This window comes from Dyella sp. C11 (genome assembly GCF_003121485.1).
Taxonomy (GTDB): Bacteria; Pseudomonadota; Gammaproteobacteria; order Xanthomonadales; family Rhodanobacteraceae; genus Dyella.
Genome location: NZ_QAVX01000007.1, coordinates 109349 through 128376, shown reverse-complemented (window position 1 = coordinate 128376; position 19028 = coordinate 109349). Strand labels below are relative to the sequence as shown.

The following is a 19028-nucleotide window of genomic DNA, read 5'->3' as shown; positions in this document are numbered from 1 at the left end:
CCGACCCTCTCCCCGAAGGGGAGAGGGAGGAAGCGCGCATCAACCGGGCGGGAACTTCACGCTGAAGCGCGCGCCGTTGAATTCCGGTGATCGATCGACCCCCAGCTCGCCGCCGTAAGCGCGAATGATGTCCTGCACGATCGACAACCCGATGCCGTGCCCCTGCACGCGCTCGTCGCCACGCACGCCACGCTGCAGCACGCTTTCGATCTTGTCGTCGTCGATGCCGGGGCCGTCGTCTTCCACGCTCAGCCACAAGCCGGGGCGCTGACGTCCTGCCACCGGACGCATCTTCACCACCAGCAGCACGCGATGGCGCGCCCACTTGAAGGCGTTTTCCAGCAAGTTGCCCATCAGTTCGAGCAGGTCGCCCTGTTCACCGTAGAACGCGGCGTTGTCGTCGATATCAAATTCGCACAGCACGTTCTTCGCGGCGTACACCTTCTCCAGGCTTTGCACCAGGTCTTCCGCGTGGCTGGCGATGGGAATGGCCGTGGTGGCGAAGGTCTGTCGACCGGACGTGGCCGCGCGCGCAAGCTGGTAAGCCACCAGCTCGTCCATCTTGCGCACCTGCTCCAGCACCTGATCGCGCAAGCCGGATTCGCCGCTGACGCTTTCAAGACTCGAACGTATCACCGCCAGCGGCGTCTTCAGGCTGTGCGCCAGATCCGCCAGCGTGTTGCGCGTGCGTACGCGCTGTTCGCGCTCGCTGTCGATGAAGGCGTTGATGCGTTCGGTCAGGCCCGTGAGTTCCTGGGGATATTGATCGCCAAGGTGTTCGCGGTCGCCGCGCTCCACGCGCGACATCTCATTGGCCACCTTGCGCAACGGCGTAAGACTCCAGCGCAGCAGCAGCAGCTGCAGCAGGATCAGCATCACACCGAGTGAGGCGAGCCAGAAGATCAGGCTTCGTCGGAAGACGGCGTTGGGACCTTCGTACTGGTCCTCGGTCTGCGCCACCATGAAGGTGAGCGGCACGGATTTCTTTTCGGCGTTGTCCAGCGCCACGCCGCGAATGTAGTAATACAGCCGCCCCATGCGCGTATCGACCGGACCGATGAATTGGGATTGGCCCGGTTCCAACGGATGCAGGAAACCGAAATCGCGACCGATGGCCGAAGGCGATTCCCACTTGAAGTTGTTGTCACCCACGACGACGGCATAAAGCCCCGAGCCCGGTCGCGAGAACATCGAATCGGGCAGCGTATCGGGCATCAATACCTTGCCCGACCGGCTCACTTCCGTGCCGGCCAGGTAGGCCATGAAGAAATTTTCCAGACGATCGTGCAGGCCCTGCAGGGCGCGATCGTTGTTGGTGCGCGTGAGCGTAAGGCCGACTACGCCAAGAAACGCAGCCAGCACGAAACCTGTCGCCAGCGCCGCGCGCGCCGCCAGTGAGAACGGGCGGCGCGGCGGGGGCGTTGCATTATTCGTCGTCGCTTTCGCTGCGAGGGATGGCAAAGCGGTATCCGCGTCCACGTACCGTCTCGATGGGCTTGAGGTTGCCTTCCGGGTCCAGCTTCCTGCGCAGGCGACCGATGAAGACCTCCAGCACGTTGGAATCGCGATCGAAATCCTGCTGGTAGATGTGTTCGGTGAGATCGGCCTTGGAGACCAGCTCACCCGCATGCAGCATCAGGTATTCGAGCACCTTGTATTCGTAGCTGGTCAGGTCGACCGCCTTGCCTTCCACCGTCACCGTCTGCGCGGTGGTGTCCAGCTTGATCGGGCCGCAGGCCAGCACCGGCTTGGACCAGCCACTGGCGCGACGCACCAGCGCGTTGATGCGAGCCAGCAGTTCTTCGACATGGAACGGCTTGACGAGGTAATCGTCGGCGCCGTGCTTGAGGCCTTCCACCTTGTCCTGCCAGCCTCCACGGGCGGTGAGGATAAGGATGGGATAGCGCTGGCCGGCCTCGCGCAGCGACTTGATCAGGTCCATGCCCGACATCTTGGGCAAGCCGAGGTCGATGATGGCCAGGTCGAAGGGCACTTCGCGCCCCATGTACAAGCCTTCTTCACCGTCCTGGGCTGCATCGACGGCAAAACCATCGCGCTTCAGGCGGGCGGCGAGGGTCTCGCGCAGCGGAGCCTCGTCCTCAACCAAAAGAATGCGCATCAGTGTTTCTCCTTGTTGCTTCCACCGTCACTGGACGGGTTCTTGGTCGAATCGCCAGAGGCCGGCCCCTTGGCCGCCTCCGTCGTCACGGTCACCACGCGCACGTGCCCGGTAGGCGTGAGCACCTTTACGCGATGTTCGAACGAGCTGCGGCCCCGCCGTACCGTCTGGGCCGACAACACCTTGCCACCGGTCTCGTGCTGCACCTGATTCACAGCCTGCTCCAGCGACATGGCTGGCTCGTTCGACTGCGCAGCCCAGGCACTCGAGCCTGCCGACAACGCCAGTAGCCATATCAGTGGACGCAGGATTGTTTTCATTTTGTTAAACAAGCCCGGATTACCTGCGGGGACACGGTCCATCGTGTTCAGACTATGGAATCGCGGCTGAATAGTGACCGGACGAACCTGAACGGTCACGCGGCAACGCGGGGTTGTGCGATGGCTTGCTCGATCAGACGCCAGTCGGCGTCCGGCAAATGGGCGCCTTCGCTCAGCCGGCGGCGGAAGCCGCGGGCGCCCGGCTCGCCCTGGTACAGCCCCAGCAGGTGGCGACTGATGTGCTTGAGCGACGTGCCCCGAGCCAGTTCGGCCTCGATATACGGGCGCATGCGGAGCAGCACGTCGTCGCGAGCCGGCATCGGCTCACCGTAAAGCGCGGCCTCGACCTGGGCGAGGATGTAGGGGTCGTGGTAGGCCGCCCGGCCGAGCATGACGCCGTCCACCCGTTCCAGATGCGCCTGCACCTGTTCCACCGTGGTGATGCCGCCATTGATGACGACCACCAGTTCGGGGAACTCGCGCTTGAGGCGATACACGCGCTCGTAGTCGAGCGGCGGAATTTCGCGGTTTTCCTTGGGGCTCAGGCCCTGCAGCCACGCCTTGCGGGCGTGTACCACCAGCACTTCCACGCCCGCGTCGATCATGGTTTCGGTGAAGTGCTGCAGATCGGCGTAGTCGTCCTGGTCGTCAACGCCGATGCGGCATTTCACCGTCACGGGCACGTCCACCGCGTCGCGCATGGCCTTCACGCAATCACCCACCAGCGCCGGCTCGCGCATCAGGCAGGCACCGAAGCGGCCGGACTGCACGCGATCGGAAGGGCAACCCACGTTGAGGTTGATTTCGTCGTAGCCCGCATCGGCGCCGTAGCGGGCCGCGATGGCGAGCTCCTCCGGCTCGCTGCCGCCCAGCTGCAGCGCCACCGGATGCTCCTGCTGGCTGTGTTCGAGCAGGCGCAGCTGCTTGCCGCGCACCAGCGCGGCGCTGGTCACCATTTCGGTGTAAAGCCGGGCATGCGGGGACAACAGACGGTGGAAGTACCGGCAGTGGCGGTCCGTCCAGTCCATCATGGGCGCAACGGTGAGACGCCAGTCGTCCTTCTGGAGCAGCTGGCCCGGGGAGGAAATCGGGGATGACATGCGCCCATTGTACTGCGTTGCCTTCAGCGGACTGCGGAGGCAGCGGCTACAGCCTCCTGGCCGCCCCGAGAGGCGGCCGAGGCCCTGGCCGATTCCCCTTTGCGGCATGATGCCGCGCCCGCCCGTGCCGGAGCGCCTGACCAGGCGGATCCCCGTGGCATAATGGCCGCTTCGCTGCACCCCCAGGGCAGCACTCGTCAGGCGCAGCGGATTCCGCCCTCCCCACACGAGTCCGGCGCAGGCCACCGGCCAGCGCTCTGCCCGCAGCTTCCCCAGCACTCTTCAGGACGGTAACCGGCAATGGTGGCATTGGCGACGGAGCACGTGATCGACGTGCACCACTGGAACGACAGTCTCTTCAGCTTCCGCACGACGCGCGATCCGGGCTTCCGCTTCGAGAGCGGACAGTTCGTGATGATCGGCCTGGAAGTGGATGGCCGCCCGTTGATGCGCGCGTATTCCATCGCCAGCGCCAATTACGAGGAGCATCTGGAGTTCTTCAGCATCAAGGTGCAGAACGGCCCGCTCACCTCGCGTCTGCAGCATCTGAAGCCGGGTGATCCGCTCATCGTAAGCCGCAAGCCCACGGGCACGCTGGTGCTGAACGACCTGAAGCCCGGCAGGCATCTTTACCTGCTCGGTACGGGTACGGGCCTGGCGCCCTTCATGAGCCTGGTGCGCGACCCGGAAACCTACGAGCGCTACGAGAAGATCGTGATCGCGCACGGCGTGCGCAACGTCAACGACCTTGCGTACAAGGACTACCTGGAAACCGAGCTGCCGCAGCACGAATACCTGGGCGAGCTGGTGCGCGAGAAGCTGATCTACTACCCGACGGTGACGCGCGAGACGTTCCGCCATCAGGGCCGCATCACCGACAACATCGTCGACGGCGCCATGAGCCAGGCGATTGGCCTGCCGCCGCTCGATCCGGCCGTTGACCGCGTGATGCTGTGCGGCAGCCCATCGATGCTGGACGACACCTGCGCCCTGCTCGATGCGCGCGGTTTCCAGGTATCGCCGCGCACGCGCGAACCGGGTGACTACGTGATCGAGCGGGCGTTCGTCGAGAAGTAAAAAGCTTCGCTGCTTTTGTGGGAGCGCACCCTGTGCGCGACTGAGGCAATGCCAGTCGCGCACAGGGTGCGCTCCCACATTCATTTCAGCCGTCCGTCGTTATTCCCAGATCTTGTACACGCGCCCGGTCAGCACACCTTCCACGCTACGCCGATACACTTGGCCCACGCGCTCGCCGGGCACGGCCGGAAAGCCGGGGAAATACGGGCCAAAGGCTTCCAACGCTTCAGTCAACAACGTGGCGCTCACTGCATTGATGCGCAGACCGCGCGGCAATTCCGTGCATGCCGAACGCACGAAGCCTTCGATCGCGGCGTTCACCGTGGTGGCATTCGTACCCAGCCTGATGGGTTCCTCCGCCGTGATGCCACTGGTGAGCGTGAACGAGCCGCCGTCGCGCAGATACGGAATGCCCGCGATCACCGCATTCACCTGGCCCATCAACTTGTCCTGAAGACCGGACATGAATTGCGTGGACGTGGTGTCCACCAGTGGGCCGAAATGCACGTGACCCGCCGTGGTCACCACGGCATCCAGCTCGCCCGCGTCCCGGTACATGCGCTCGATGCTGGCCATGTCGGTCAGGTCGACACGCAGGTCGCCCGAGTTGCGCGCGGCGCGAATGAGTTCGTGGTGGGGAGCCAGCGCCCCGGCGACCGCCTGGCCGACGGTGCCGCTGGCGCCGATAAGCAGAATGCGCATGGACATACCTCGATACGTGCGCCCCGTGATGGGTCGCCAAGGGTCCAGTTTCCGCCGGATGCATCGCGGAATAAACGTGCCATCATTCGACCCATTCAACACCATGGGTTTTCAATCATGGACACATTGGCGAGCATGGCGATGTTCGTGCGCGTGGTGGATGCCGGCAGCTTTGCCGCCGCAGCCGAGGCCAGTGGCGTGTCGCCCACCATGGCGGGCAAGCACATCCGTGCGATCGAGCAACGCCTGGGTGCACGCCTGCTTCATCGGACCACGCGCCGGCAACAACTCACCGAAGTGGGTCGCCTGTACTACGAACGCTGCAAACTCGTGCTCGCCGATGTGGAACTCGCCGAGCGCAGCGCGCACGAACTGCAAGCAACGCCGCGCGGACGCCTGCGCATCACCGCACCCATGAGTTTCGGCAGCCGTCGCCTTACACCTGCACTCACCGATTACTTGCAGCGCTACCCGGACGTCAGCGTCGAACTCTCGCTCGACAATCGCGTGTACGACCTGGTCGGTGAAGGCTATGAACTGGGCATCCGCATCGGCGCCGTCGACGACCCGCAACTGGTGGCGAGGACCTTGCAGCCGTATCGCATGCTGCTCGCGGCATCGCCACAGTATCTGGCAAGGCACGGCACACCTGCGCGGCCGGAAGAACTGGCGAAGCATGTCTGTCTGGGCTTGACCAACTGGCGCCGTCGGGATCAGTGGCGACTGCTCGGCCCGCAGGGCGAAACATGCGATGTGCCGGTGCAGGGCCGGCTATCCGTGGATCATGGCGATGCACTGCGCGTGGCCGCGCTGCACGGCGCCGGCATCGTGCTTCAGCCCGAGGTACTGCTGTCGGATGACCTGGCCGAAGGAAGGCTGATGCCGGTGTTGCCAGAATGGGCGCCCCCTTCGACGCCGATGCATTTGCTCTATGCGCAGGATCGAAGGCCCACCGCAAAACTGCGGAGCATGATCGACTTTCTGCTGGAGCGCTTCGGCGTCTAGTGCACTACCTGTAGGAGCGCACTTGTGCGCGACGGCAGCGCTGACATGCACGAAGACACCAGAGGCTGCGGTCGCGCACAAAGTGCGCTCCTACAGAAAAGCGGCATCTTTACTGCCGCACGCGTCCCTTTCCCTCGTTGTCCCAATAACCGAACACGCGCCGAGCAATGAGCTTGTAAAGGCGCTTGCCGGTGGCACGCCACAACCGTGCATGGGGCGCTGGCGTGTCGAGAATGGCGCGTTGCCGGGCCGTCAACGCTTGCGGGCAATACGTGCGCTTGTGCTTGAGCAGGTGACGCACGTCCTCACGCGCAAGCACGCGAAACAGCGCGTTGCGGCGCGTTTGCGTCCATGCGACCTGGAAGTCGACCACGGCAGGGCGACCGTCCGTTCGCACCAGCCAGTTGGGTTCCTTGGCAAGGTCGTTGTGCACGATGCCGCGGCGATGCAGGCGCGCCAGCAGGCGCAGCGCCTCCCGGTAATAGGCGGGGTCGCGCGGTTGCGCCTGTTGCATGGGCGCGCCGCAGATGTAACCACGCAGCAACTCGCGGCCGTCCCAGCTCAGCAGCGTGGGAACACCATCGATACCATCGAGTGCCGCCAATGCGCGCGCTTCGCGTGCGGCCGCGTTGCGCGCCAAGGCGCGAGCCCACCAGCGAGCGGCATCGACATCGCGACGGATCACCCGCACGCCGTCGCGCTCGGTCGTTTCGATACGACCCAGTTCATCGGCCTTGAGGAGCATGTCGCGCGAACTTTCCATGGAAGCGCCTGCCGTCGTGACTGCCGCCTTATTGTCGCCCAAGCCTTCGCTGCACGCTGCAACGGCCTCCCGATATGCTGGCTGCCGCACACGGAGAAAACCATGCTGGAAATCGCACTGTACGTGCTTGCCGCGTTACTGATGATCGGCGGCCTTGCCGGCAACATCCTGCCCGCGCTGCCGGGCATTCCGATGATCTTCGGCGGCATCTGGCTGGCCGCGGCGGTGGACCAGTACCGGCACCTGGGCCTGTGGTGGCTGGTCGTCATCGGCTTTCTCGGCGCCATTGGCGTGCTGCTGGATTTTGTCGCCGCCTCGCTAGGCGCCAAACGGGTCGGGGCCAGCCGGCGGGCCATCTGGGGCGCGGGCGTCGGTACGGTGGTGGGCATGTTCTTCGGCCTGGCCGGACTCATCGCCGGCCCGTTCCTTGGCGCGCTGCTGGGCGAGCTGGCGTCGGGAAAGAGCGTGCTGCGCTCGGCGCATGTGGGCGTTGCCACGTGGCTCGGCCTGCTGTTCGGTACCTTCGTGAAGCTGGTGCTCTCGTTCGTGATGATCGGCCTGTTTGGCTTTGCCATGCTGGTCGGCTGACCGCTTCCGGGGCGACCTTCGGCACATGGCGCGCTCCGCGCGTTGCCTTATAGGCTCGGGGTACCTCACCTTCAGGGATGTGCCCATGTCCAAACGTCTTGCCCTTGCGCTGGCGGTGTCGCTGGCTGCCATCGGCTCCGCCCAGGCGGAAGCCGCCAAGTCGCCCGCCTGGATCGAACGCAGCAACACTGATGCCAAGGTGCTGCTGGACGTGATGGCGAAGTTCAACCCCGAGTTCGCCTCGCAGATCGGCGTACCCGGTTTCGACGACAAGGTGGTCGACTTGAAGCCGGACGTGGACGCGCGTTCGCGCGCCGCACTGGTCGACGCCAAGACGAAGCTCGAGAAGATGCTGGCCGACGAGAAGGACCCGAACGTCCGCCAGGATCTGCAGATCATGATCAAGGCGGCGGACCAGCAGATCGAAGGCATCGATCTCACGCACAAGTACATGCTGCCGTACCAGGATGTCGGCCAGCTGATCTTCCAGGGTGAGTTCGCCCTGCTGAAGGACGATGTGGACGCCAAGCGTCGCCCGTCAGCCGCCAAGCGCCTGGAATGCTACGTGGGCAAGGCACCGGGCTGTACGCCGCTGGTGGATCTGGCCAAGGCGCAGACCAATGCGCGCATCGGTGAAAAGGATCTGATCGGTCCGTACAAGAACGAAGTCGAGCAGAAGCTCAGCAATTCGCAGCGTTATGCGCAGGGCATTCGCCAGCTGTTCGCCAAGTACAAGCTGGACGACGCCGAGAGCAAGGCCGCGCTGGATGCGATGGACAGCCAGCTCAAGGAGTACGACGCGTGGGTGCGCTCCACCATCGTGCCGCGCGCCCGTGCGGACTTCCGCCTGCCCGAGCCGCTGTACGCCTATAACCTCAAGCAGGTCGGCATCGACATCCCGCCGGAGCAGCTGATCAAGGAAGCGCAGTTCGAATTCACCGAGCTGCGTTCGATGATGCAGATGATGGCGCCGGTGGTGGCGAAGGCCGAGAACATCCAGGCCACCGATTACCGCGATGTGCTCAAGGCGCTGAAGAAGGAACAGCTGGGCAAGGACGACGTGGTGCCGTATTACCACCAGGTGATCGGCCAGATCGAAGACACCATCCGTCGCGAGCACATCATCACCCTGCCCCAGCGCAAGATGCAGATGCGCCTGGCATCGGAAGCCGAGACCGCTGCCGTGCCGGCACCGCACATGGACCCGCCGCCCTTCATCAACAACCACGGCGAGCAAGGCACTTTCGTGCTGACCATGGGGAACCCCAGCGGCAGCAAGTCCGATTCCTATGACGACTTCACCTACAAGGCTGCCGCCTGGACGTTGACCTCGCACGAAGGCCGCCCCGGCCACGAGCTGCAGTTCGCGGCGATGGTGGAACGCGGCGTGTCGCTGGCCCGCAGCCTGTTCGCCTTCAACAGCGTGAACGTGGAAGGCTGGGCACTGTACGCCGAGTCGGAAATGCTGCCGTACGAGCCGCCGGCTGGCCAGTTCGTGGCCCTGCAGGCTCGTCTGCAGCGTGCTGCCCGCGCCTACCTTGATCCAATGCTCAACCTCGGCCTGATCACCAAGGAACGCGCGCACGACGTGCTGCGTTACGACGTGGGCCTGTCCGAAGCCATGACGCAGCAGGAACTGGACCGCTACACGTTCAACAGCCCCGGTCAGGCCACTGCGTATTTCTACGGATACATGCGCCTGCAGCAGACGCGCCTGAACACCGAACTCGCGCTGGGCAAGGACTTCAATCGCCAGGCCTTCAACGACTTCGTGATCGGCCAGGGCCTGCTGCCGCCGGAACAGCTGGCGGAAGCGGTGCGCACGCAGTTCATTCCGTCGCAGCAGAAGAAGTAAGCCGTCCATCGCATGAAGCAAAAAGGCCGCGCATCAAGCGCGGCCTTTTTGTTTGCAAACGCATCAGATCGTCCGAGCATCCACCGCGGCGAAACCTTCCTACCCGTCATTCTCGCGAAGGCGGGAATCCAGTGCCTTTGTCTCGACGAAGCGAAGAAGCCAAGACACTGAATTCCCGCCTTCGCGACAATGACGAGCAGGGAAACCGCGACGCAATGTAGCGACGCGCGCGACGCTCAACCCCGCGCGTCGGGCAGCACGTAAAGCAGCACGGCCAGGTAATGCAGCACGCTGCCGGCCAGCACGAAGAAGTGCCACACCGAGTGGTGATACGGCAGCTTGCGCGCCATGTAGAACGGCACGCCCAGCGTATAGGCCACGCCACCGGCCAGCAGCAACACCATGCCGCCGGTCTGCAGATGCTGGAGCAGCGGCTTGAATGCGATCACGCCCACCCAGCCCATGCCCACGTACATCAGCACCGCCAGCTTGCGGTACTTCTTCAGAAGGCCAAGCTCCAGCGCGATGCCCATGACGGCCAGCGCCCACACCGTGCCGAACAGGCTCCAGCCCCAGGTACCCGGCAACGCAATCAGCGTGAACGGCGTGTACGTGCCGGCGATGAGCAGGAAGATGGCGATGTGGTCCAGCGTGCGCAGCACGCCACGCGCGGCATCGCCACGAATGGAGTGGTACAGCGTGGAGGCGGTGTAGCAAAGGATCAGCGTGGTGCCGAACACGGCACTCGCCACGATGGCGCGAGCGTCGCCGTACAGCGATGCATAAGCCACCAGCGTGGCGAGACCGGCGATGCTCAGCAGGATGCCGATACCGTGGATGATGCTGCTGGCGAGCTCGTCGCCGAAGGCGTAACGGGGAAGAGCCGTGCCGGGGATGGCAGACATGGGGCATTCCTCAAACGGAACGTACTGGAGCGTACGGCCCCGTCACCTTAGCCTGCCTGAGCCTGATTGCAAGGCCGGGCAGCGTATGAAACGCCGCCCGGCCCGCGCCGTCATTCGATGATGAAGGCCCCAAAGGCCACGCCCAGGTCCCAACCCTTGCCCGTGCCACTGAGCGCCAGCGACACATTGCCCTTGGTCATCACCCGTGCGCCGGCCGAGGATGACGCGCCGGCGTGCACGCCCGCATCGGCGTAATGGCCCTTGATCTCGCTGATGCTGCCGATGCCGGAGAACTTGCCCACGCCATCGGTGATCTGGCTTTTGCCGAACGTCAGGCCGCCGCCCTTGACGCGGATGTGCACCGACATGCTCTGTCCATTGCTGCAATGAACGGTGCCGCTGCCCGTGGCCGTCTGATAGAAGATCGACCAGCCCGAGAGATTGAAATTCATCTTGCACTCGAGATCGCCCGCATGCGCCGGCACCGATGCCATGCACCCGGCAAAGGCCAGCATCGCTGCGCCCATCCACTTCGACATACTCATGTTTCGTCTCCCTTGAATGCCCCAAACGCCGTGCGCGGCAAGCGCGCAATTCTGGCAACCGATGGGCCGCTGTGGCGTGAATACATCTTTCACCCGGGATGTACGCCAAAACAAGCCGAAAAAGAAAAAAATTCGACACCCGGATGTCCCCTCTCTCTCCCCCGACGTCCGGCCTTACCGCCCCGCCATCCTGTGCGGGGCTTTTTTTTGGGCGTGTGTGCGAACACGCGACAACGTGCGCTACACGCCCATCGATGGCAGGCTCTATGCTGGAGACGCACCGGGAATCGGGAGAGCCACCATGTCAGCGATCGACGTGCTGTTGCATCTGGACCATCTGGACCTTGGCGTTGCCGCGCCCCGCGCCGCCATCGCCCTTGCACATCGGCTGGGCGCGCGACTCGATGCGCTCTATGTCGCCGACCTGCCCGCAACGGCCTTCAGCCTTCCCGAAGCCGTTCCCGTGCAATTGGAGGAGACCCAGCGGCGCGTGGCCGAAGCACAAGCCCATGACGCCGCGTGGCAGCAGGCGCTCGCCGCCCGTTCCATCACGGGCCGCTGGCGCGTGACCCAAGGGGATACGGTGCAAGCCGTGAGCCAGGCGGTGTCCGGTTATGACATGCTGATCATGGAGCGCAGCCAGAAGCGCAGCGATGCGCCGGTGGGCTTTGGTTCGGTGTCGCGCTGCGTGTTTGCCAGCGGCCGGCCTGTGCTGGTGGTGCCCGATACCTCACCCGTCCCGTCCATCGGCGCCAAAGTGCTGGTGGCCTGGAATGGCAGCCGGGAATCGGCGCTCGCGCTCGCCGCCGCCGTTCCTCTGTTGCAGAAGGCCGATGACGTGTACGTGCTCGACGGCAGCGTGATGAACGAGGACATGTTGCCCGTGCTGCCTCCACCCGGACTTGCCGACTGGCTGCAACGCCGCGGCATCAACGCCCGCGTCGACACACTGGATACCGGTCCCAGCCACGCCGCCGGACCGGCCGTGCTCGACGCCGCCCATGCCATGCAGGCCGATTTGATCGTGATGGGGGCATGGAGCCGTTCGCGGCTCGCGCAGATGGTGCTGGGCGGCACCACGCGCCACCTGTTCATGCACGGCGACGTGCCGATGCTGGTGGCGCACTAAGACCGATCCAAATATCCCACCGGAATGACGGCGGGAAAGCTTTCAGAGAATAGCCTTCCATACGGCTACTTGCGCAAGTCTTTTTTCCAGGCATAGGCTGGAATCGCACCGGCACGAATCCCTCCGCTTTCCCCGGCGGCGTGCGCGGGCAATACAACTCACATCGATACGTCAGGAGGTCGCCTATGTCGTCCGCAAGCCTGGCTGTACCCCGTCACGCCCATCCCGACGGCGCCCGCATCGCGGCGCTGAGCGCCGCGATGGCCCTGAACCTTGCCGCCCTGCTCGTCGTCATGCGCCCGATGGCTCCGGAATTCGCACAACAGGTGAAGCGCATCGCGGAAACGCCGATCAGCTGGATCACGCCCACCAAGGAGCCGCCACCACCGCCGCCCATCGAGTTGAAGAAGCCTGAGTTACCCAAATCCATTCCGCACACTCAGGCCGTGCCACAACCGCAACCGGTGTCGCCACCGATCACCATGACGGACGAAGGCAGCGCGCCTGCCGTACCAACACCGCCCACCGTGGCGCCCCCTGCATCGCTACCTTCCACCGGCGAACTCGTGGAAGCCACCCTCGCCTATCGCGCCACACCACTGAAATACCCGCCGCAAGCCTTGCGTTCGCGCATGCAGGGCAAGGTCGTGCTCAAGGTGCTGGTGGATGAAAACGGCGTGCCACAGAACGTGGCCATCGAAGAGAGCAGCGGCTACACGATGCTCGACAAGAGCGCCATGGAGCAGGTGTTGAAAGGCTGGCGCTTCGAGCCGGCCAAGGTGGATGGGCACGCCGTGCGTGCCTGGGCTCGCGTGCCGGTGACGTTCAACTTGAACGAGCTGTAGCCGCGATCACGTTGCCGCATGCACATAAAGGAAGGCCCGGCCTGCATCCAGTGGCAGGTCGGGCCGTTCCACGGCAAAGCGGACGATCAGTTGGCGTTGGCTGGCATGGAGTGCGCCGGCCCGCGCGCCAGGCGCACGATGGCCCACACCACGGCCACGAACAGCATCACGGGAAGGCAAAGCGGCAGCAGCGCAAGCGCAACGATGGGCGCGGCGACAAGCAGTGCAACGCCGCCGAACACCAGACCGAGCACGGCGCCAACCACGCTGAAGAGGCCGCCGATCAGGGAAAAGACGAGCTTGAACACCAGGCCGATCATCGCGATGCCCAGCCACAAGCCCACCACGAACATCAAGAGCACGCTCAACGCAATCATGACGTTTCTCCTGCCGGCATCACCGCCGGCGACCGTTTCGCAAGGACGTGTTGTGGCGCCCGCCGCGGGTTTCAAGGTCATTGCAACGCCAATGTGCGCTTTTGCGTGACAGGGCGCATGTCGCGAAAGTCATGCCGATACCGATGGATCTATCGCCCCGGTGTTACGGGACTTTAACGATATGCGTGGTCCACTGCGCGCCGGTTTCCGTCGAGTAACATCGCATGGCCAAACACATGCAACACCTCAAGGCGCTGCGTGATATCGCGTTTGACTATGGCGTGGGCAAGCACCCCGACCTTGCCACCATGGCAAGGGAATTGAGCCGTACGGTCTTCCAGAACAAACAGGCGCTGGTCGATGACCTGGCCGACCTGCGTACGCCCAACAAGGGCTTTGAACGCTGGCTGGTCGCCCAGCGCAACAAGCCGGAGATCAGCGTGCTGGTCATGGCCTGGCCGGCCGACTACCACACGCCCATCCACGACCACGATGGCCTGTGGGGCCTGGAACTCGCCCTGCACGGCGCCCTGGAAGTGGAATCGTGGGATCGGGGCGACGACGGGAAGTTTTTGCGAATGACCGGCCGCGACTGGCTGGGCCCCGGCGATGTCACCTGGTTCGATGCCGATGACCGTCATGCACACCGCTGCCGGAACCTCTCCCGGCACGAAACGGCGCTGACGCTTCACGTGTACGGTGGCGATCTGGCACAGTACTTCACATACCAAGAAGCTGGCGAAGCCGGCCAGTGGACCAAGCAGATGCAGCGCAGCGCCATTACGGGCTACCTGCACGCCTGAGCCACACACGCTGAAACGTTTTTCTTAAGGGAGTGGCATGTATCGACGGGTCGCCATCATCGGCGGCGGTGCTGCAGCGTCAGCGCTGCTGAGTGAGCTGCTGGAACGCCAGCTGCCACAGCCGTTGCATCTGGACTGGTACACCGGCGGTGTCGGTGCGCCGCGCGGTGTCGCGTATGGCACGCGGTCCGACAAGCATCTCCTGAACGTGCGCGCGGCGTCGATGAGCATGTTCGCCGCCAAGCCGCACGGATTCCTCGATTTCGCGCAGCGTGGCGACGGCAGCATTGCCGGTACCGATTTCCTGCCGCGCCGCCTCTATGGCGACTATCTCGAAGCCGAAGTGGCCCGCTCGCTGGAACGCGCGCGCGCTGCCGGCCACGACGTGCGCGTACTGCCGTTCGCCGTGGACGCCCTCGTGCCGGAGAACGACGGCGTCACCGTGATCCATGGCGAAGAGAACGCACGCGTCGATGCCGCCGTGCTCGCCATTGGTTCGTTGCCGCCGCAGCCGTTGGGTGGCGTAAGCGAGGCCGCGCTGGAAAGCGGCCAGTACGTGACGGAGCCCTGGAGCTTCCTGGCCGGCGCCCAGTCGGACGCGCACCCGCGCAAGGTCGTGCTGGTTGGCCTGGGACTCACCGCAGTCGACGTGCTGCTGGAGCTTTCGGCGCTGTGGCCCAACGCCACGTTCGAAGCCATTTCGCGCCACGGCCTGCTGCCGGAACCGCATCTGAAGCACGCCTCCGCCCCGAGTGACGACGGCAGCGAGCTGATCGAATCCATGCGCGAGGCGCCATACATCCGCACGTGGATTCGCCTGCTCCGCGAAGCGGTGGAACAGAGCGACGACTGGCGCACGGTGGTGGATGGCTTGCGGCCGCATACGCCGTCGCTGTGGGCCCTGCTTCCGGAAGCGGAACGCTCGCGTTTCCTGCGCCACGCGCGCTGGGCCTGGGAACGCGTGCGTCATCGCATGCCTCCGCAGGTGATGGCGTCGATGCAGGCACTGGAAGACGCCGGCCGCCTTCATCGCCGTCGTGGCCGCCTGCAAGCGGTGGACGTGGCTGGCGACAAGCTGCATCTCGACATCCGCCTGCCGCACGGCAAGGGTATCGAAACGATGGATGCCGACCTGGTGATCCAGACGGTGGGCCTCAACACCGATGTGCGCCGCACGCAGCATCCGTTGATCCGTCAGCTCGCCACCAATGGCCACGTGGCGCCCGATCCGCTCGGGCTGGGCGTGGTGGCTTCTACGGAAGGTCGCATCATGCACGGCCAGCAGGCGTGGCCACGCTTTTATGCCATCGGTACGCTGCTTCGCGGCACCTTGTGGGAATCCACGGCCATGCCGGAGATCCGGCAACAGGCGCGTAATCTCGCCGATCGCTTGTTGAAAGGCGAATAAGAAAAAGGGAGCGCATGGCGCTCCCTTTTTTTATCGCCGTGCGCGCATCACCAACCGCTCAACACGACTTTGCCGATCGTGCTCGCGCTTTCCACCTGCGTATGCGCGCGCCGCAGGTTGGCGGCATTGATCGTCCCGATGTTCTCGCGCAACGTCGTGCGCAACACACCCGCATCGACCAGATCGGCCACTTCGTTGAGCAATACGTGCTGCGCCTGCATGTCGTCGGTGTGGAACAGCGAACGCGTGTACATGAATTCCCAATGCAACGAGAGGCTCTTGGGTTTCAGCAGCGTGATATCCAGCGGTGTCGCCGGATCGTCGATCAACGCCAGTTTGCCTTGCGGTTTCAACAGTTCGACCAGCGAACGAAAATGTTGCTCGGTGTGCGTCAGGCTGAGCACGTAGTCCACGCCCTGCGGCGCTACGGCCTTCACGGCCGCCACCAGGTCACCGTGATGGTTGACGGCGTGATGCGCGCCCATGGCCTTCACCCACGCCTGCGTGTCATCGCGTGACGCCGTGCCGATGACGGTGAAGTTGGTCAAGCGACGCGCCAACTGGATGGCCATGGAACCCACGCCGCCCGCGCCACCAATCACCAAGATCACACCGCTGCGCGCCGTGCTGCCACGCGGTACGTTCAATCGATCGAACAGCATTTCCCACGCCGTGATCGCCGTGAGTGGCATGGCGGCGGCTTCAGCGAAATCGAGCGTGGACGGCTTGCGCCCCACGATGCGTTCGTCCACCAGCTGAAACTGGGCATTGCTGCCCGAGCGGTCGATGGCGCCCGCGTAGTACACCGCATCGCCCGGCTTGAACAGCGTGACATCGGCGCCCACGGCGACCACCGTGCCGGCGGCGTCCCAGCCCAGCACCTTGTCGCTGCCTTCGGGGTTGTTGCGCTGACGCACCTTGGTATCCACCGGATTGACCGAGATGGCCTCCACCTGCACCAACACATCACGACCCTGTGGCACCGGCTGCGGCAGCTCGACGTCGATCAGGCTTTGCGTGTCGGTAATGGGCAGGCTGTTCCGGTAGGCGACCGCTTTCATGAAGCTCTCCTGGTGCAAGGATGGTGAGGGGACGATTCTGCGCCGGCGAAAGTCGTCAAACAGTCGTGCCCCTCGGAACGGAAAGATCAGGCGCCCACGGCACACTCGGCAGGGACCGTGCGACGGCGGCGCTCCAGCGCCGCGCTGGTCAGCGTCACCAGCAGGCCCAGCATGGCCACCACGGCGCCAGCGATGCTGACGGAAGGCAGGCCCAGATTCATGCTGATCATCGAGCCGCCGATGAAAGCGCCGATGGCATTGCCGAGGTTGAATGCGGCGATGTTGAGCGTCGAGGCAAGATGCGGCCCTTCGCTGGCCTGCTGCACCACGCGCATCTGCAACGGCGGCACCGTGGCGAACGCAGCCACGCCCCACACGAAGACAGTAACGATGGCGGCGATCGTGTTGTGCATGGTCCAGGCGAAGGCCACCATGATCAGCGCCAGCACGGCCAGCACGCCCATCAGCGAGGGCATCAGGCGCCAATCGGCAAGACGACCGCCCAGCATGTTGCCAATGGTGGTGCCCACGCCGAACAGGATCAGCACCCAGCCAGTGGCACCCACACTCACGTTCGACACCTGCTGCAGGATCGGCGCGATATAGGTGAACACGGTGAAGACGCCACCGAAGCCCAGCACGGTCATCAACAGCGCCAGCAGCACCTGCGGCTGGCGGAGCACACCCAGCTCGCGCTTCATGTTCGGCGACGGCAGGTCGGGCAGCGACGGCACCAGACGCCATACCGCGATGGCAGCGAGCACGCCCAGGCCGGTGACCGCGATGAAGGTCGAGCGCCAACCCGCCCACTGCCCCAGGAAGGTACCGAACGGCACGCCGAGCACGTTCGCCAGCGTCAGCCCGGTGAACATCAGTGCGATGGCACGGGCGGCCTGTCCGCGCGGCACCACGTGGGAAGCCACCACGGCACCGATGCCGAAGAACGAACCGTGACAGAACGCCGCCACCACGCGCGCCACCATCAGCACGCCGTAGTTCGGCGCCACCGCACAGAGCGCGTTGCCGAGAATGAACAGGCCTAGCAGAAGGAGCAGCGCGTTGCGGCGCTCCATGCGGGCCGTGAGCGCCGCCAGCAGCGGCGCACCCGCTGCCACGCCCAGCGCATAGCCGGATACCAGCAGGCCGGCGGACGGAATACTGACGTGCAGGTCCGCCGCCACTTCGGGCAGCAGACCCATGATGACGAATTCAGTGGTACCAATGGCGAAGGCCGCCACGGACAAGGCCAGCAGCGCCAACCGGGATGAACCCGTTGCCGGCACGGCGGCCTCAGAAGGGGAAGTGTTCATGGGAGGGTCCCAGAAGGAAACGGACGCTACTTTGCGCCTTGTCGATCCTTCCGTGAATTGAGCAAACTAGAGAGGCATCTTTTCCTGAAAGTTAAAGATGCCCGGTCATGCCCCTGCCCACGCGGCACCCAGGAAGCCCACGATGGTCGATTTCGAAGACATGCGACTGTTCGTCCGCGCCGTCACCGAGGGCAGCCTGTCGGCAGCAGGGCGCGAACTGGGCCTGTCGCCAGCCGCCGCCAGCAAGCGCCTCACCCGGCTGGAAACGGCGCTGGGCGTGAGGTTGCTGCAACGCAGCTCCCGGCGCCTGTCGCTTACCGAGGAAGGCACCATCTACTTCGAGCGGTGCCAGGCCATCATCACGGATGTGGACGACGCCAACTCCGCGGTCGGCCTGCGCCAGCTGGAGGTTCGCGGCCAGCTGCATATCTCCGCGTCGGTGGACATGGGGCGGCAGTACGTGGGCCCGATCGCCGCGAATTTCGCCGAACAGCACCCGCAGCTGCATCTGCGCATCACCAATTCCGATGCGATGCTCGACCTGTTCGAGGCCGGCGTGGATGTAGCCGTACGCGGCGGCACCATGGCCGACTCCCGACTGGTTTCCCGCCTGCTCACCAACAATTTCCGCGTGCTGTGCGCCTCGCCCGACTACCTGGCGAAACACGGCCATCCCCGTACGGTGGAAGAACTTCACGGTCACCGCTGCCTGATGCTTCACCGCCCCGGCCACAGCGTGCTGCCGTGGATCGTGCAGACTGCGGACGGTCCGCGCCCGCTGCGGGTCGAAGCCGCCATGACCTGCGACAACGGCGACCTGATGCGCACGCTCGCGCTGGCCGGCCACGGCATCGCCTTCAAGTCGGCCTGGGACATTGCCGAGGACGTGCGGGCGGGCCGGCTGGTGCCACTGAAGAGCGACGTGATTCTTCACGATGCCCACGTGTATGCCATTTACCCGAGCCGCGCCTACCTGCCTGCACGCATCCGCCTGTTCGTGGATCATCTGCAACAGGAACTGCAGGCGCGTGAGCAGGAGGTGCTCGATACCGTGCGCGCCGCGATGCGTTGATGAAAGGGGGAATGCCATGTCGCACCAGTTTCTATCCAACGTGT

General features: G+C 64.6%; 20 protein-coding genes. 9 read left to right on the top strand and 11 right to left on the bottom strand.

What is annotated here, in order from left to right:
* Positions 1 to 39: 39 nt before the first annotated feature.
* The 4 genes from DK366_RS09070 to dusA all read right to left on the bottom strand — a co-directional run bounded on the left by DK366_RS09070 (position 40) and on the right by dusA (position 3539).
* A complete protein-coding gene (locus DK366_RS09070; protein WP_109125286.1) occupies positions 40 to 1461 on the bottom strand; it encodes an ATP-binding protein in 1422 nt (473 codons plus the stop codon).
* The gene (locus DK366_RS09065) at positions 1427 to 2119 is read right to left on the bottom strand and encodes a response regulator transcription factor (RefSeq protein ID WP_109125217.1); all 693 of its coding nucleotides are present in this window, start codon (positions 2117 to 2119) and stop codon (positions 1427 to 1429) included. Before DK366_RS09065 ends, DK366_RS09070 begins: the two co-directional genes overlap by 35 nt.
* Positions 2119 to 2439, bottom strand: a complete 321-nt coding sequence (locus DK366_RS09060; RefSeq protein WP_109125216.1) for a hypothetical protein — start codon at positions 2437 to 2439, stop codon at positions 2119 to 2121. Before DK366_RS09060 ends, DK366_RS09065 begins: the two co-directional genes overlap by 1 nt.
* Before the next feature lie 95 nt (positions 2440 to 2534).
* Positions 2535 to 3539, bottom strand: a complete 1005-nt coding sequence (dusA, locus tag DK366_RS09055) for a tRNA dihydrouridine(20/20a) synthase DusA (protein ID WP_109125215.1) — start codon at positions 3537 to 3539, stop codon at positions 2535 to 2537.
* A 300-nt stretch (positions 3540 to 3839) separates the two neighbouring features.
* Between dusA and DK366_RS09050 the strand changes: the two genes are divergently transcribed.
* Positions 3840 to 4616, top strand: coding sequence for a ferredoxin--NADP reductase (locus DK366_RS09050; protein WP_109125214.1), 777 nt, complete (start codon positions 3840 to 3842; stop codon positions 4614 to 4616).
* Between the two features lie 99 nt (positions 4617 to 4715).
* On the opposite strand, the gene DK366_RS09045 is transcribed toward DK366_RS09050, so the two are convergent.
* A complete protein-coding gene (locus DK366_RS09045; protein WP_109125213.1) occupies positions 4716 to 5318 on the bottom strand; it encodes a short chain dehydrogenase in 603 nt (200 codons plus the stop codon).
* 117 nt (positions 5319 to 5435) lie between these two features.
* Here DK366_RS09045 and DK366_RS09040 point away from each other — a divergent pair, with 117 nt between their 5' ends.
* Positions 5436 to 6323: a LysR substrate-binding domain-containing protein gene (locus DK366_RS09040; protein WP_109125212.1), complete on the top strand. Its 888-nt coding sequence runs from the start codon at positions 5436 to 5438 to the stop codon at positions 6321 to 6323.
* Positions 6324 to 6432: 109 nt separating this feature from the next.
* Here DK366_RS09040 and DK366_RS09035 read toward each other — a convergent pair whose 3' ends face one another.
* Positions 6433 to 7086 carry an RIO1 family regulatory kinase/ATPase gene (locus DK366_RS09035; RefSeq protein WP_232820980.1) on the bottom strand — a complete coding sequence of 218 codons (654 nt, stop codon included), beginning with the start codon at positions 7084 to 7086 and terminating at the stop codon, positions 6433 to 6435.
* Between the two features lie 105 nt (positions 7087 to 7191).
* Here DK366_RS09035 and DK366_RS09030 point away from each other — a divergent pair, with 105 nt between their 5' ends.
* Entirely contained in the window at positions 7192 to 7674 is a 483-nt protein-coding gene (locus tag DK366_RS09030; protein ID WP_109125284.1) for a DUF456 domain-containing protein, read from the top strand.
* Between the two features lie 85 nt (positions 7675 to 7759).
* Positions 7760 to 9529 carry a DUF885 domain-containing protein gene (locus DK366_RS09025; protein WP_109125211.1) on the top strand — a complete coding sequence of 590 codons (1770 nt, stop codon included), beginning with the start codon at positions 7760 to 7762 and terminating at the stop codon, positions 9527 to 9529.
* 236 nt (positions 9530 to 9765) lie between these two features.
* On the opposite strand, the gene DK366_RS09020 is transcribed toward DK366_RS09025, so the two are convergent.
* Both DK366_RS09020 and DK366_RS09015 read right to left on the bottom strand, forming a co-directional pair.
* Positions 9766 to 10434, bottom strand: a complete 669-nt coding sequence (locus DK366_RS09020; RefSeq protein ID WP_109125210.1) for a hemolysin III family protein — start codon at positions 10432 to 10434, stop codon at positions 9766 to 9768.
* Positions 10435 to 10544: 110 nt separating this feature from the next.
* Positions 10545 to 10973 carry a hypothetical protein gene (locus tag DK366_RS09015; RefSeq protein ID WP_109125209.1) on the bottom strand — a complete coding sequence of 143 codons (429 nt, stop codon included), beginning with the start codon at positions 10971 to 10973 and terminating at the stop codon, positions 10545 to 10547.
* 307 nt (positions 10974 to 11280) lie between these two features.
* On the opposite strand from DK366_RS09015, the gene DK366_RS09010 reads away from it, so the two are divergent.
* A complete protein-coding gene (locus tag DK366_RS09010) occupies positions 11281 to 12108 on the top strand; it encodes a universal stress protein (RefSeq protein WP_198651490.1) in 828 nt (275 codons plus the stop codon).
* Between the two features lie 185 nt (positions 12109 to 12293).
* A complete protein-coding gene (locus tag DK366_RS09005) occupies positions 12294 to 12953 on the top strand; it encodes an energy transducer TonB (RefSeq protein WP_109125207.1) in 660 nt (219 codons plus the stop codon).
* An 86-nt stretch (positions 12954 to 13039) separates the two neighbouring features.
* Here the strand turns inward: DK366_RS09005 and DK366_RS09000 are convergent, their stop codons facing one another.
* Positions 13040 to 13330, bottom strand: coding sequence for a hypothetical protein (locus DK366_RS09000; RefSeq protein WP_109125206.1), 291 nt, complete (start codon positions 13328 to 13330; stop codon positions 13040 to 13042).
* Between the two features lie 224 nt (positions 13331 to 13554).
* Between DK366_RS09000 and DK366_RS08995 the strand changes: the two genes are divergently transcribed.
* Together DK366_RS08995 and DK366_RS08990 are read left to right on the top strand one after the other, a co-directional pair.
* Positions 13555 to 14133, top strand: coding sequence for a cysteine dioxygenase family protein (locus tag DK366_RS08995; protein ID WP_109125205.1), 579 nt, complete (start codon positions 13555 to 13557; stop codon positions 14131 to 14133).
* A 37-nt stretch (positions 14134 to 14170) separates the two neighbouring features.
* Positions 14171 to 15541: an FAD/NAD(P)-binding protein gene (locus DK366_RS08990; protein WP_109125204.1), complete on the top strand. Its 1371-nt coding sequence runs from the start codon at positions 14171 to 14173 to the stop codon at positions 15539 to 15541.
* 47 nt (positions 15542 to 15588) lie between these two features.
* Here the strand turns inward: DK366_RS08990 and DK366_RS08985 are convergent, their stop codons facing one another.
* Together DK366_RS08985 and DK366_RS08980 are read right to left on the bottom strand one after the other, a co-directional pair.
* Positions 15589 to 16602, bottom strand: a complete 1014-nt coding sequence (locus tag DK366_RS08985) for a zinc-binding alcohol dehydrogenase family protein (protein WP_109125203.1) — start codon at positions 16600 to 16602, stop codon at positions 15589 to 15591.
* A gap of 86 nt (positions 16603 to 16688) precedes the next feature.
* Positions 16689 to 17912 (bottom strand): MFS transporter, encoded by a 1224-nt coding sequence (locus DK366_RS08980; protein WP_109125202.1) that lies wholly within the window; start codon positions 17910 to 17912, stop codon positions 16689 to 16691.
* Positions 17913 to 18054: 142 nt separating this feature from the next.
* Here DK366_RS08980 and DK366_RS08975 point away from each other — a divergent pair, with 142 nt between their 5' ends.
* Complete coding sequence (locus tag DK366_RS08975; RefSeq protein WP_109125201.1) at positions 18055 to 18984, top strand: LysR family transcriptional regulator; 930 nt, start codon at positions 18055 to 18057, stop codon at positions 18982 to 18984.
* Positions 18985 to 19028: the final 44 nt, after the last annotated feature.

What these genes read in the sequence shown, in the direction of transcription:
- DK366_RS09065 (WP_109125217.1), bottom strand. Translation starts at nt 2,119, where the DNA reads ATGCGCATTCTTTTGGTTGAGGACGAGGCTCCGCTGCGCGAGACCCTC.
- DK366_RS09060 (WP_109125216.1), bottom strand. Translation starts at nt 2,439, where the DNA reads ATGAAAACAATCCTGCGTCCACTGATATGGCTACTGGCGTTGTCGGCA.
- dusA (WP_109125215.1), bottom strand. Translation starts at nt 3,539, where the DNA reads ATGTCATCCCCGATTTCCTCCCCGGGCCAGCTGCTCCAGAAGGACGAC.
- DK366_RS09050 (WP_109125214.1), top strand. Translation starts at nt 3,840, where the DNA reads ATGGTGGCATTGGCGACGGAGCACGTGATCGACGTGCACCACTGGAAC.
- DK366_RS09045 (WP_109125213.1), bottom strand. Translation starts at nt 5,318, where the DNA reads ATGCGCATTCTGCTTATCGGCGCCAGCGGCACCGTCGGCCAGGCGGTC.
- DK366_RS09040 (WP_109125212.1), top strand. Translation starts at nt 5,436, where the DNA reads ATGGACACATTGGCGAGCATGGCGATGTTCGTGCGCGTGGTGGATGCC.
- DK366_RS09035 (WP_232820980.1), bottom strand. Translation starts at nt 7,086, where the DNA reads ATGGAAAGTTCGCGCGACATGCTCCTCAAGGCCGATGAACTGGGTCGT.
- DK366_RS09025 (WP_109125211.1), top strand. Translation starts at nt 7,760, where the DNA reads ATGTCCAAACGTCTTGCCCTTGCGCTGGCGGTGTCGCTGGCTGCCATC.
- DK366_RS09020 (WP_109125210.1), bottom strand. Translation starts at nt 10,434, where the DNA reads ATGTCTGCCATCCCCGGCACGGCTCTTCCCCGTTACGCCTTCGGCGAC.
- DK366_RS09015 (WP_109125209.1), bottom strand. Translation starts at nt 10,973, where the DNA reads ATGTCGAAGTGGATGGGCGCAGCGATGCTGGCCTTTGCCGGGTGCATG.
- DK366_RS09010 (WP_198651490.1), top strand. Translation starts at nt 11,281, where the DNA reads ATGTCAGCGATCGACGTGCTGTTGCATCTGGACCATCTGGACCTTGGC.
- DK366_RS09005 (WP_109125207.1), top strand. Translation starts at nt 12,294, where the DNA reads ATGTCGTCCGCAAGCCTGGCTGTACCCCGTCACGCCCATCCCGACGGC.
- DK366_RS09000 (WP_109125206.1), bottom strand. Translation starts at nt 13,330, where the DNA reads ATGATTGCGTTGAGCGTGCTCTTGATGTTCGTGGTGGGCTTGTGGCTG.
- DK366_RS08995 (WP_109125205.1), top strand. Translation starts at nt 13,555, where the DNA reads ATGGCCAAACACATGCAACACCTCAAGGCGCTGCGTGATATCGCGTTT.
- DK366_RS08990 (WP_109125204.1), top strand. Translation starts at nt 14,171, where the DNA reads ATGTATCGACGGGTCGCCATCATCGGCGGCGGTGCTGCAGCGTCAGCG.
- DK366_RS08985 (WP_109125203.1), bottom strand. Translation starts at nt 16,602, where the DNA reads ATGAAAGCGGTCGCCTACCGGAACAGCCTGCCCATTACCGACACGCAA.
- DK366_RS08980 (WP_109125202.1), bottom strand. Translation starts at nt 17,912, where the DNA reads ATGAACACTTCCCCTTCTGAGGCCGCCGTGCCGGCAACGGGTTCATCC.
- DK366_RS08975 (WP_109125201.1), top strand. Translation starts at nt 18,055, where the DNA reads ATGGTCGATTTCGAAGACATGCGACTGTTCGTCCGCGCCGTCACCGAG.